General features: G+C 71.3%; 11 protein-coding genes. 9 read left to right on the forward strand and 2 right to left on the reverse strand.

The features are described 5' to 3' along the window. Positions 1-55: 55 nt before the first annotated feature. Positions 56-439 (forward strand): DUF2730 family protein, encoded by a 384-nt coding sequence (locus OG587_RS37940; RefSeq protein ID WP_329083633.1) that lies wholly within the window; start codon positions 56-58, stop codon positions 437-439. Positions 440-484: 45 nt separating this feature from the next. Here OG587_RS37940 and OG587_RS37945 read toward each other — a convergent pair whose 3' ends face one another. Both OG587_RS37945 and OG587_RS37950 read right to left on the reverse strand, forming a co-directional pair. Further along, the gene (locus OG587_RS37945; protein ID WP_329083634.1) at positions 485-1,630 is read right to left on the reverse strand and encodes a magnesium and cobalt transport protein CorA; all 1,146 of its coding nucleotides are present in this window, start codon (positions 1,628-1,630) and stop codon (positions 485-487) included. A gap of 10 nt (positions 1,631-1,640) precedes the next feature. Continuing rightward, complete coding sequence (locus OG587_RS37950) at positions 1,641-2,117, reverse strand: nuclear transport factor 2 family protein (protein WP_329083635.1); 477 nt, start codon at positions 2,115-2,117, stop codon at positions 1,641-1,643. Between the two features lie 253 nt (positions 2,118-2,370). Between OG587_RS37950 and OG587_RS37955 the strand changes: the two genes are divergently transcribed. The 8 genes from OG587_RS37955 to OG587_RS37990 all read left to right on the forward strand — a co-directional run bounded on the left by OG587_RS37955 (position 2,371) and on the right by OG587_RS37990 (position 11,551). After that, positions 2,371-3,084: a M50 family metallopeptidase gene (locus OG587_RS37955; RefSeq protein ID WP_329083636.1), complete on the forward strand. Its 714-nt coding sequence runs from the start codon at positions 2,371-2,373 to the stop codon at positions 3,082-3,084. Between the two features lie 457 nt (positions 3,085-3,541). Further along, complete coding sequence (locus OG587_RS37960; RefSeq protein WP_329083637.1) at positions 3,542-4,243, forward strand: sensor histidine kinase; 702 nt, start codon at positions 3,542-3,544, stop codon at positions 4,241-4,243. 148 nt (positions 4,244-4,391) lie between these two features. Continuing rightward, complete coding sequence (gene lanKC, locus OG587_RS37965) at positions 4,392-7,037, forward strand: class III lanthionine synthetase LanKC (RefSeq protein WP_329083638.1); 2,646 nt, start codon at positions 4,392-4,394, stop codon at positions 7,035-7,037. Between the two features lie 4 nt (positions 7,038-7,041). After that, a complete protein-coding gene (locus OG587_RS37970) occupies positions 7,042-7,176 on the forward strand; it encodes a SapB/AmfS family lanthipeptide (RefSeq protein ID WP_329083639.1) in 135 nt (44 codons plus the stop codon). Positions 7,177-7,228: 52 nt separating this feature from the next. Then, positions 7,229-7,366, forward strand: a complete 138-nt coding sequence (locus OG587_RS37975) for a SapB/AmfS family lanthipeptide (protein ID WP_329083640.1) — start codon at positions 7,229-7,231, stop codon at positions 7,364-7,366. Positions 7,367-7,424: 58 nt separating this feature from the next. Then, positions 7,425-7,559, forward strand: a complete 135-nt coding sequence (locus OG587_RS37980; protein WP_329083641.1) for a SapB/AmfS family lanthipeptide — start codon at positions 7,425-7,427, stop codon at positions 7,557-7,559. 189 nt (positions 7,560-7,748) lie between these two features. Next, complete coding sequence (locus tag OG587_RS37985; protein ID WP_329083642.1) at positions 7,749-9,821, forward strand: ABC transporter ATP-binding protein; 2,073 nt, start codon at positions 7,749-7,751, stop codon at positions 9,819-9,821. Next, positions 9,818-11,551 carry an ABC transporter ATP-binding protein gene (locus OG587_RS37990; protein WP_329083643.1) on the forward strand — a complete coding sequence of 578 codons (1,734 nt, stop codon included), beginning with the start codon at positions 9,818-9,820 and terminating at the stop codon, positions 11,549-11,551. The genes OG587_RS37985 and OG587_RS37990 overlap by 4 nt, the downstream gene beginning before the upstream one ends. The last annotated feature ends 46 nt before the right edge of the window (positions 11,552-11,597 follow it).

Consider the following 11,597-nt stretch of genomic DNA (forward strand, 5'->3'; position numbering starts at 1 on the left):
CATGACCCCGGCCCGTCGGCAGACCGTCCCTCCATTCCCCCGAGCAGGAGGTAACATGCCCGACGTGGCGACCAAGAGCACCGTTCAGCGTGTGGTGGACCTGGAGGCCTGGGCTTTCAGGACCGGTGAGGACCTGGCGGACATCAAGGAGACCCTGCACGATCTCCCCAAGATCATCCGCGAGGAGGTCATGACCTACACCGCGCCGATGTTCGAAGAGATCATGAACCGGATGGCCACCAAGGAGGATCTCTCCGCGCTCTCCACCAAGGTGGACGGCCTGGAGACCAAGGTGGACAACCTTGACAGCAAGGTCGGCAACCTTGAGATGAGGATGAACACCCGGATGGACTCCCTCGAAGGCCGGATGGAGTCCATGGAGGGCCGGATGGACTCCATGGAAGGCAAGCTGGATCTGATTCTGACCAAGCTCGGCTGATTCTCATCGTCGGGCCCCGGGCCGGTGGTCCGTGGCCCGACGGGGTCATAGCCAGTCGCGGCGTTTGAACACCAGATAGAGGGTGAGGCAGACGCCCGCCATGAGCAGGACCGCGAAGGGGTAGCCCCACTTCCAGTGGATCTCGGGCATCACGTCGAAGTTCATGCCGTAGATGGTGCCGACGAGGGTGGGGGCGAACAGGATCGCGGCCCAGGCGGAGATCCGCTTGACCTCATCGTTCTGGGCGTTGCTCGCCTCGGTGAGCTTGGTCATGTGCTCGTTCTGGGCCTGGGCGACCATCGTCGAGTTGACCACGAGGATGTCGTGGAGCATCTGGCGGAAGCCGCCGACCCGCTCGGCGACGGTGATCGCGTGGTCGGCCACGTCCCGCAGGTATCTCTGCAGCTCCTGGTCCACCCCGTATTTGGCGGCCCCCGCGATGAAGCCCTCGATCATGCCGAGGAGCGGCTGGGTGGCCCGCTGGAACTCGATCACCTCGCGCGACAGCTCGTAGATGCGGCGGGAGACCCCGGGCTCGTTGCCGAAGACCTGGACCTCGATCTCGTCGATGTCGTTCTGCAGGCCGGCGACCACGGGGGCGTAGCCGTCCACGACCGCGTCGAGGATGGCGTAGAGCACCGCCTGCGGGCCCTGGCCGAGCAGCTCGGGGTCGTGCTGCATGCGGCGGCGGACCTGGGACAGGTCAGGCGCCTCGCTGTGCCGTACGGTGATCACGAAGTTACGGCCGACGAAGACGTGCAGCTCGCCGAAGTCGACCTCCTCGGCCTCGTCGAGATAGCGGGCCGGGCGGAGCACCACGAACAGGGTGTCTCCGTAGCGGTCGGCCTTGGGCCGCTGGTGGGCGACGATGGCGTCCTCGACCGCCAGCTCGTGCAGGTCGAACTCCTCGGCGACGTTGAGGATGACGTTCTCCTCCGGCCGGTAGAAGCCGATCCAGGCCATGCTCTCCGGGGTGTTCTTCAGGCACTCGAAGGCCTCGGGCAGCGACTCGGGGGTGGCGGCGCGATGACCGTTGACGTAGATCGCGTTGTCGATGACGCGCGAGCGGGGCGGGACCGGCCTCCCGTCGCCGACGGACCTGGGGTCCATCGACCGCTCGGGAGACTCCTGACCGGTGCCGGGACGCCCGCGCATCAGGCTCCGCAGGCCCCGCATTCGCCGGTCGGTCACGCGTCTCTCCTCATCGGGCGCTCATGAACTCCTGCAGCGACCGCATCGCGGTGGTACGGATCTTCGCCCTGAGCATCGGGGTCCAGCCGAGGACGATACCGACCGGCCGGCCCATCGCCATCTTGGACCAGCGCCTGAGGTCGAAGTCGTCGTGGTGGCGGACGATCAGGCCGTCCTCGAAGCGAAAGAGGGCGTCGACCTCGTTGACGACCTTCCTGCCTGTCTTGCCGAAGGTGTAACGACCGGTCCAGTGCGCCGTGCCCTCGTGCGGGCGGGCGGTGATGTCGCGGACGGTCACGTCGAGGTCGGCGCTGCGGCCCAGCAGCATCCGCCACATGCCCATGACCCTGTCGCGTCCTTCGAGGTCCTGGAAGACGGGGTCACCGAAGGTGGCGTCGGGGTGGTAGCAGAGTTCCATCGCGTCGGCGTCGCGGCGCGCGAAGGCCTCGTAGAACGTCTTGATGAGCTCGGCGTTCCGATCGTTCACGAGTTTCTCCCGGTCATCAATGTCCTGCCGACCGAGTGTAGTGCGCGGAAAGGTCGAGGAGATTGTCCACGTTGTTCCAGCACACCGCACGGAGCCGGTCGTCGCCGAGCCCGAGCCGGTCGAGCACGTGAAGCCGGCGGGCGTACGGGTGGGGGATGTTCGGGAATCACGCTCGGCACGGTTCCGACTTTATCGCCAGCACACCGGAAGTCGTGGGACGCTTTGCTCCCACGCCGCGAAGGAGAAACGAGCGTTGTCCGACCTCTGGGTGACCCTGACCACGACCCGTTCCGGGCCGCCCCTGTGGGTCGTGCTGCTGTCCGCCCTGGCCGCGCTGGGCGTGGTGTCGTGGTCCACCTCGTGGCAGCTGTCGCGGGGGCTGATCACCATCGCCCACGAGGGCGGGCACGCGTTGGTGGCGTTGCTCACCCGGCGCAAGCTGGAGGGCATCCGGCTGCACTCCGACACCTCGGGCGTGACCCTGACCAGGGGCAAGCCCCGGGGATTCGGCATGATCCTGACCGCCGCCGCCGGCTACGTCGCCCCATCCCTGCTGGGGCTGGGCGGGGCGTGGCTGACCGCCTCCGGCTACGTGGCGGTGCTGATCACGATGGTGATCGGGCTGCTGTTCTGCATGCTGCTGCTGATCCGCAACCTGTTCGGCGTGGTGAGCCTGCTGGTCACCGGGGGCGCGATCTTCGCCTTCACCTGGTACGCGGCGCCCGACATGGACGCGGTCCTGGCCTATCTGGCCGTGTGGTTCCTGCTGCTGGGAGGCGTACGGCCGATCGTGGAGCTCCAGCGTAAGCGGCGCCGCCACCAGGCGCCCGACTCCGACGCCGACCAGCTCGCCAGGCTGACCTTCCTGCCCGGCGGGTTCTGGGTGTTCCTGTTCCTGGTGGTGGCGGGCGCGTGCCTGGTGGCCGGGGCCTACCTGCTGCTTCCCTCGGCGCTCAGGCTCATCTGAGAGAGCCCCGGAACACCTGAGGCCCTGTCCTCCCCTTGCCGCGCGGCCCCACCGGAACGCCTCCGGTCGCCGGGTTCGACGGTCACGTCCGGGCGGTCCGGCCATTCGCCGGCTCACGATTCGCCGGTTCGCCAATTCGCCGACGGGAAAGTCGCCCATTCCGCGCGAAAAGACGGTGGAGACGGCCGGGTCGTCGCCCGCCGGCCCCGGCCGTGCCGGAGACGCCACCGCATCCGGCCCCGTTGACCGCCACGACCACCGTCAGGAAGCATGACAACAAGATGGTCACGATTCACGGACAGAGTATTAGTCGGGCTATATCACCGCATTTCATGCTGATTTTATGATGCTCCTCACCCTTCCGTATCGTGTCACAGAACCACTCTTCTTGATTGACATTTAACGACTTTTTTGAGTTTATTAGCGGGGATATCATTTCTCCTGCGAAAGGCGCTCCATGCCCCACCCCGCTTACCTCGTCGGAGCGGCCGGAACGGGCATCCTGCTGGCCTCGCTGGGCGTGACGCTCGCCCTCGTCCTGCGGATCAGGCGGCTCCGCGCCGAGCGGGAGAGGGCGCTCAGCAGAGCGTACGAGGGGTTCGCCCGCGACATGCACGACATCGTGGGGCACTGGCTCTGGCTGGCGTCCATCAAGGGAGAGCTCGCCCACCGGAAGGCGAAGGGCGACGCGCGCCTGCGCGAGGACCTGGAAGAGGTGCTGCAGGCGGTGCGGCAGGCCGCGCACGCCGTGCGGGACGTGTCGAAGGCCGCCCACCGGCTGTCGTTCTCCGGCGAGGCCGCGCGGGCCAGGACCCTGCTGGAGGGCTTCGGGGCCTACTGCTCGGTCCGGGTGGACGTGGACGAGCTTCCCGAGGTCGTGAGCGCCGCGCTGGGCGCCGTGGTCCGCGAGGGCGTGACGAACATGCTGCGGCACAGCCAGGTGAGGCGGTGCGCGATCGAGCTGGTCGAGCACGGCGGCCGGCTGCGCCTGACCGTCGTCAACGACGGGGCTCCCCGACAGGAGGCGCCCTCCACCGGCAGCGGCGTGGACAACCTGGGCCACCGCATGGGTGAGCTGGGCGGCACGGTTCGGGTGGCCGGCGGCGCGGACGGGTGGTTCACCCTGATAGCCGAGGTTCCTGCTAATTTTCCCGAATGATCTTCACGTTTACCGCGAAAGCGCAGGTAGCGCACACCTTCACGGTCGGCACTGTGAGTTTCGCATATACGAGTGGTTGAGTTTGTAACTAGTGGTTTCTCGGGTTATCCGTAATTCTCTCTTCTGGAAGACAGCAGGGGAGAATGCCGTGGATGACCAGTATGAGCTTTATTGCCTGGCGGACCCGCTTTTTTATGACACGCTTGACGGTCGCCGAGGTGATCACCCCGATTTCGCGCTCGCTGCCCGAGATGTCCCAGACGACTGGCAGCACCAGGCGACCGACACCTGGATGCACTATGCGCCGCTCGCCGGTCGCACACCCGCCCAGGGCTGGAAGATCCATGTCTCTGCCCGCGCAGAGGATGCCGACCGCGCCATAGAGGCGGTCTGGGACTACTGCGTCCCCCGCGACATCGCGTTCAAGTTCCTGCGCAGCCTGCCGGTCATGACCATGCTGAACTCCAAGGCCGCCCCCCGTGGCGCCAGCGGGAAGCTCGTGACGATCTACCCGGTGGACGAGGCGCAGCTGGAGCTCACGCTCAAGGAGCTCGACGAGCTGCTCAGGGGCGTCGAGGGGCCGTACATCCTCAGCGACCTCCGCTACGGCCAGGGCCCGCTCTTCGTGCGGTACGGCGGCTTCGCCGGGCGGCGCTGCCTGGCCGACAACGGCGAGCTGGTGCTGGCCATCGAGGACGGCGACGGACGGCTCGTCCCCGACGTGCGAGAACCCGCCTTCGGCGTGCCGTCCTGGGTGACGCTGCCCGCCTTCCTCGAATCCCACGTGGCCGCCCGCAACGCGGTCACCACCGAGGGACTGCCGTACCGGGTCGAGAGCGTCATGCAGTTCTCCAACGGCGGCGGCGTCTACCTCGGAGAGGACCTGCGCACCGGGGAGCGGGTCGTGCTGAAGGAGGCCCGCCCGCACGCCGGCCTGGACGCCGCCGGCCGGGACGCGGTGGCGCGGCTGGCGCACGAGCGCGACATGCTGGAGCGTCTGTCCGGGCTGGACGCGGTTCCCGCGCTGATCGACTACTTCACCCTGGGCGGGCACCACTTCCTGGTCGAGGAGTTCGTCGACGGCAACCCGCTCCAGCGGCAGCTCGTCCACAAATACCCGCTGACCAGGGCGACCTGCGACGACGAGGCCCTCACCGAGTACACCGCCTGGGTGCTCGACATGCTCCCCAAGGTGCGGCGGGCGATCGAGTCCCTGCACGAGCGCGGGGTGGTCTTCGGCGACCTGCACCCGAACAACATCCTCGTGACCGCGGACGGCCGCCTGACCCTGATCGACTACGAGGTGGCGACCCTCACCGAGGACCGCGGCCGCGCGGCGCTCGCCCACCCGGCGTTCGGCGCGCCGGCCGACAGGCAGGGCGTCGACGTCGACCTGTACGCCCTCGCCTGCCTCTGCCTCGGACTCTTCGCCCCCCAGCTCACGATCATGCTGCCGCTCGACCGCACCAAGGTGGCCGAGCTGGCCAGGCTCATCGGCGAGACCTTCCCCGTACCGCGCGAGGTGCTCGACGAGGCGGTCCGGACCGTCACGGGCGCGGAGCCCGCGGCGGCCACGCCCTACCCGAGGCCGGGACGCGACAGCTGGCCCCGGCTCAGGGAGGCGATGACCCGGGCCATCCTGGCGAGCGCCACCCCCGAGCGCGAGGACCGGCTCTTCCCCGGCGACGTCGCCCAGTTCCAGCCCGGCGGGGGCGTCAACCTCGCGTACGGCGCGGCGGGCGTGCTCTACGCGCTGGCGAGGACCGGGGCCGAGCGCCGTCCCGAGTACGAGGACTGGCTGCGCGCGAAGGCGCTCGCCCCCGACCCGGGGACGGGGATCGGGTTCTACGACGGCCTGCACGGCGTGGCCTACGTCCTCGACCTGCTCGGGCACCGCCAGGACGCGATCGACACCGCCGACCTGTGCCTGCGCCAGAAGTGGGAGTCGCTGGAGCTCGGGCTGTTCAGCGGCCTGGCCGGCATGGGCCTGAATCTTCTCCACCTGGGCGGAACCACCGGCGAGCGGGCCTTCACCGAGGTGGCCCTGCAGATCACCGACATCTGCTCCGACAGGCTGGGCGGGCCCGATGACGTGCCGGAGGTCAGCGGCGGCAGCCACCCCCGGGCCGGACTGATGTACGGCTCCTCCGGGCCCGCCCTTCTCCTCCTGCACGCCTACGAGCGCACCGGCGACGCGTCGCTGCTCGACAGGGCGGCCGTGGCGCTCCGGCAGGATCTGCGGCGCTGCGTCACCGGCGAGGACGGAACCCTCCAGGTCGACCAGGGCTGGCGCACGCTGCCCTACCTGGACGAGGGGTCGGTGGGCATCGGCATGGTCCTCGCCCGCTACCTGGCCCACCGGGAGGACGAGGACTTCCGCACCGCGCTCGACGGCTGCCGGCGTGTCATCCGGGGACGCTACTTCGTGCAGTCCGGCCTGTTCACCGGCCGGAGCGGCATGATCGGCGCCCTCGGCTGGGGCCTGGGCACCGGGCCGGACGCCCCCCGTACCGACCACACAGACCTGGCCGAGCAACTCCGCGGGCTGGACTGGCACGCGCTGCCCCACGGCGGCGGGCTGGCCTTCCCCGGCAACCAGCTGCTCAGGCTCTCGATGGACTTCGCGACCGGTACGGCCGGAGTCCTGTTCGCGATGAGCGCCGTGCTGCACGACCGGCCGGTGTTCCTCCCCTTCATCGAACCGCCCGTCGGCACGAGCGCCCCGTCAGGGGTGTCCGCGCACGGATCCGCCGGGCGGTTTGGCCCCCACGACACACAGCGGAAGGAGGTGTAACGACATGGTTCTTCTCGACCTGCAGTCCCTGGAGGCCCCCACCGGCGGCCACGGCGGCGGCGGTGGCGGTAGCACCCTCACGGTCCTCGGCTGCCAGTCCGGCAAGCCCAGCAACCTGAGCGTCGTCCTCTGCCACTAGGCACTCGATTTCTCCATATCGGTTCGGTTCCCATCAGAAGTGAGGCAATCCCATGGTCCTTCTCGACCTGCAGTCCCTGGAGACCCCCGGCGGCGGCCACGGTGGCGGCGGCGGTGGCGGCAGCACCCTCACGGTCCTGGGCTGCCAGTCCGGCAAGCCCAGCAACCTGAGCCTCCTGCTCTGCCACTAGTCCTCCCGTTCCACAGAATCCAGAACCCGTAGAACCCCGTAGAAACGGAGCAACTCCCATGGTTCTTCTCGACCTGCAGTCCCTGGAGACCCCCGACGGCGGCGGCCACGGCGGTGGCGGCGGCAGCACCCTCACGGTCCTGGGCTGCCAGTCCGGCAGGCCCAGCAACCTGAGCGTCGTGCTCTGCCACTAGTGAGACCCCGTGCCCGGGACGGCCAGCGACGGCGGCCGTCCCGGGCACTCCCGTTCCGGGGGAGCCCGGGAGAGTCCGGGAGATCAGGGAAGTCCGTGAGATCAGGGAAGTCCGTGAGGTCGAGGACGTCCGGGAAGCCGGGGACGTCCGTGAAGCCGGGGAAGCTCGGGAAGTCAGGAGGGGGCCGACGTGCGGGCAGCGGACCGGCTGGTGGCCGACACCGTACGGCGTAGCGGACCCTGGCTGGCCGTCCTCGCGGTCACCTCCGTCCTGGGCGCGTTCGCGCAGCTCGCGCTCCCCCTCCTGCTGGGCAGGACGGTCGACGAGCTCATGGCCGGTACGCCCGGCGGCACCGGCGCGGCGACCTGGCTCGGCGCCTGCGCCGCCGCGGTGATCCTGACCGTGGTCTGCGACACCCTCGGCGTCTGGGCCTCGGGATCGAGTGGCGCGCGCTCCTCGGCCTGGCTCAGGAACCGAGTCGTGGGAAACGTGCTCGGCGTCGGGCCGATGATCACCCGCCGGTTCCCCGAGGGAGACCTGGTCACCCGGATGGGCCTGAACACCGAGGAGATCGGGCGCGCCCCCGAGTCGATCGTCACCGGGGCCGCGCTGGTCATCCCCACCGCGGGCGGCGTCGTGGCCCTCACCCTCATCGACCCGCTGCTGACCGTGACGCTGGTCGCCGGGCTCGTCCTCATCGCCCTCGTCCTGCGGGCCTTCCTCACCGTGAGCACCTCGATAGCGGGTGACTACCAGGCGGCGCAGAGCGACATCGCCGCCCGCCTGGTCGACGCCCTCGCCGGGGCCCGCACGATCGCCGCGGCCGGCACCGCCGACCGGGAGCGGGCGCGGGTGCTGACCGCCCTGCCCCGGCTGCGCGGGCACGCCATGGACATGTGGCGGGCCAACGCGCGGGCCGGCGTGCAGGCGGGAGCGGTGGTCCCGCTGCTGGAGGTGGCCGTGCTCGGGGTGGGCGGGCTGCGCCTGGCCGCCGGGGACCTCAGCGCCGGAGAGCTGTACGCCGCCGCCCGCTACGTCGTGCTCGGCGCCGGTCTCGGCTCGGCGCTGGGCTACGTCGGCCGCCTGGCCAGGGCGCGGGCCGCCGCGGTCAGGGTGCAGGAGCTGGTCGCCGAGAGCCCGCGGGCCTACGGTACGCGCCCGCTGCCCGCCGGTCCCGGCACGCTTGAGCTTCGCGGCGTCGACGCGGACGGCCTGCGCGACGTCGATCTCGTCATCCCCGGGGGGCAGGCGGTGGCCGTGGTCGGCCGCTCGGGCGCGGGCAAGTCCCTGCTCGCCGCCGTCGCCGGACGGCTGGTGGACCCGCGCCACGGCACGGTCCTCCTCGACGGCGTCCCGCTGCCCGAGCTCTCCCGTGAGGCACTGCGCCACGCCGTCGGGTACGCCTTCGAGCGCCCGGCGCTGCTCGGCGACACCGTCGGCGACACCGTCGCCCTGGGTCTGGACACTCCCGCCGTCACCGCCGTCACCGGTCGCCACAGCACCTCCGGCCACGGCCGTCGCGACCCCCGTACCGGCACGGAGGCCCGGCCCGAGCCCGGCTCCGGGTCCGCCGAGTCCCGGTCCGAGCCCGGGTCCGGGTCCGGCCCGGAGTTCGGGTCCCGCTCCGGGTCCGGGTCCGAGTCCGGGTCTCGGTCCCGGTCCCGGTCCGGCTCCCGGTCGGAGTTCGGGTCCGGTCACCACGAGGGCGACGGCCGGGAAGGCCCGGCGGACGGGAACCGCGAGGTCGTGAGGGCGGCGGCGCGGGCGGCCCGCGCCGACGCCTTCGTCCGGCGGCTTCCGCTGGGGTACGACACGCCGCTGGAGGAGGCGCCCATGTCCGGCGGTGAGCGGCAGCGGCTCGGACTGGCCCGCGCCTTCGCGCAGGGGTGGCGCCTGCTCATCCTGGACGACGCCACCTCCAGCCTGGACACCGTCACCGAGCGCCAGGTGGCCCGCGCGCTCTCCAGGGAGCTGCACGACCGTACGCGTCTGATCGTGACCCACCGGGTGGCGACCGCGGCGGCGGCCGACCGGGTGATCTGGCTGGACGATGGCCGGGTGCGCGCGTGCGGCGGTCATCGCGCGCTCTGGGTCGACCCGGCCTACCGCGCCGTCTTCCAAGCGGATACGTCGCCCCGGGCCGACGCGCCTTTCCCGACGGACACCTCTTCACGGGCAGGCGCCTCTTCCCCGACGGACGCCCCTTCACGGACGGATGCCCCTTCACGGACGGGCACGTCGTTCCAGGCGGGCGCGTCGTGAACCCTGTCGTGAACCCCCCGGACGGGCACGTCGCCGGCAGGCCCCTCCGGCGAGCGCTCAGGAGGGACCCGTACCAGCTGGTCAGGCTCGCGGGCTGGTCCATCGCGGAGACGGCGCCCTCGCTGGTCATCGGCCTGGCCATCGCGCGGGCGATCGACGACGGCTTCGGCGCGGGGCGCCCCGCGACCGGGTTCGCCTGGCTGGCCCTGCTCGGCGGCGCGTGGCTGCTGGCCGCGGTCGGCGCGCGGCAGGTGGTGATGGCCGTCGCCTCGATCGTGGAGCCGTTCCGCGAGGAGCTGCTCGCGCACGTCGTCGACGACGCGCTGCGCCACTCGGCCGTGGCCGGGCGGGGACCGGGGACGGCGGCGGTGGCCCGCTCCAACCTCCAGGTCGAGCTGGCCCGCGACGCCTTCGCCTCGGTCATCACGGTGGTCAGGTCGTTCGCGTTCACCGTGGTGAGCGTCGTCCTCGGGCTGGCGACCCTCGTGCCCGAGGTGCTCGCGCTGGTGCTGCCCCCCTTCGTCGCGGGCCTTGTCGTCTTCCTGCTGTCGCTGCGCGCCCTGGCCAGGCGGCAGCGGGACTTCATCCTGGCCGACGAGCGCACCGCCGGGTCGCTGGCCACCATGGTGGGCGGGCTGCGCGACATCACCGCCTGCCGGGCCGAGGAGCGGGTGGCGGGCGACGTCGGCCTGCGGGTGACGGAGCAGGCCCGCGCGGCCCGGTCGCTGGCGCGGGTGACCGCGCTGCGCACCCTGTCGCTGGCGGTGGGCGGCTGGCTGCCGGTCCTGCTGGTACTGGCCGGGACCCCCTGGCTGGTGGGTGAGGGCGCGGGCGCCGGGGTGATCCTGGGTGCCCTGGCCTACGTCACGCAGTCGCTGACGCCCGCGCTCGGCAACCTCGTGGAGGGGCTGGGCATCAACGGGGTCCGGCTGCGGGTGGCGCTGGGCCGGCTCCTGCGCGACGGCGACCCGCCCGTGCGGGCGCGCGGGCGTCTCACGGCGCGTGACGGGAGCGAAGGGGCCGAGCTGCGCGGCGTGACGTTCGCGTACGGCCCGCACGCGGAACCGGTGATCGACGACCTGGACCTGGTGGTCCCCGAGGGGGACCACATCGCCGTCGTGGGCCCCAGCGGCATCGGCAAGTCCACGCTCGCCGCGCTCCTGACCGGTCTGCTCCCGCCGGGGGCGGGCCAGGTCCTGGTGCGCGGGGTGCCCGCCGACCGCCTCGACCCCGCCGACCGGGTGCTGATCCCGCAGGAGGCGTACGTCTTCCGCGGCTCCCTGCTGGAGAACCTGACCTATCTGGCCGACGCCCCTCGGGAGGCGGTGGACGACGCCGTGGCCGCGGTCGGCCTGACGAACCTGGTGGCGCGGCTGGGCGGCTACTCCACCGAGATCCACTCGGGACTGCTGTCACCCGCAGAACGGCAGCTGGTCGCCCTGGCCCGCGCCTACCTCGCCCCGGCCCGGCTGGTCATCCTCGACGAGGCGACATGCCACCTGGACCCGGCGGCCGAGGCCCGCGCCGAGGAGGCGTTCGCCCGCCGGGGCGGCACGCTCCTCGTCATCGCCCACCGGCTGACCTCCGCCCTGCGGGCCCGGCGGATCCTCGTCATGGACGGCACCAGCGTCCGGCTGGGCACGCACGAGGAGATGCTCGCCGCCTCCCCGCTGTACGCGGACCTGGCCGGGCAGTGGGACCCGTCGAGCACTCAGGAGCTGGTGCAGTGAATCCCCCGCCCTTCTCGCCGTGTCCCCCGCCCCCCTCGCCGTCTTT

Source organism: Streptosporangium sp. NBC_01469, assembly GCF_036227305.1.
GTDB lineage: Bacteria > Actinomycetota > Actinomycetes > Streptosporangiales > Streptosporangiaceae > Streptosporangium.

Coding starts and splice junctions, on each gene's coding strand:
- OG587_RS37940 (WP_329083633.1), top strand. CDS start 56: ATGCCCGACGTGGCGACCAAGAGCACCGTTCAGCGTGTGGTGGACCTG.
- OG587_RS37975 (WP_329083640.1), top strand. CDS start 7,229: ATGGTCCTTCTCGACCTGCAGTCCCTGGAGACCCCCGGCGGCGGCCAC.
- OG587_RS37960 (WP_329083637.1), top strand. CDS start 3,542: ATGCCCCACCCCGCTTACCTCGTCGGAGCGGCCGGAACGGGCATCCTG.
- OG587_RS37970 (WP_329083639.1), top strand. CDS start 7,042: ATGGTTCTTCTCGACCTGCAGTCCCTGGAGGCCCCCACCGGCGGCCAC.
- OG587_RS37980 (WP_329083641.1), top strand. CDS start 7,425: ATGGTTCTTCTCGACCTGCAGTCCCTGGAGACCCCCGACGGCGGCGGC.